Raw genomic sequence first — 273 nt, forward strand, 5'->3', positions numbered from 1 at the left:
GGTGGTGGCGTCAACAAGAAGACCGGCGAGGTGATCCCCACCCGCCCGGTTCTCCAGATCGAGGGCCTCGATAACCGTGGCCTCGTTCAACTCTTCACCCTCACAGTTCCGGACACCAAGCCTTTCGAGGGCCGAGGGGGTGAGCAGGTGTCCGTGCCGGTGCGTGCGTGGGCTCCTGGCGCGTCGGTGAGCCTCGCCTATGAGGGGGGCAAGGTGTGAGGATGGATGCACGTATGAGGCCGCTGGCGGCGGCCCTGCGGGATGGGCGAAGCC

At 67.0% G+C, this 273-nt stretch carries 1 protein-coding gene; it reads left to right on the top strand.

All coding sequences use genetic code 11. The features are described 5' to 3' along the window. The coding region (locus ABG80_RS23010; protein ID WP_160322598.1) for a hypothetical protein at nt 1–219 on the top strand (219 nt) is incomplete at its 5' end. Between the last annotated feature and the right edge of the window lie 54 nt (nt 220–273).

Origin of the sequence: Aquabacterium parvum, from assembly GCF_001447195.1 — a bacterium.
GTDB lineage: Bacteria > Pseudomonadota > Gammaproteobacteria > Burkholderiales > Burkholderiaceae_C > Aquabacterium > Aquabacterium parvum.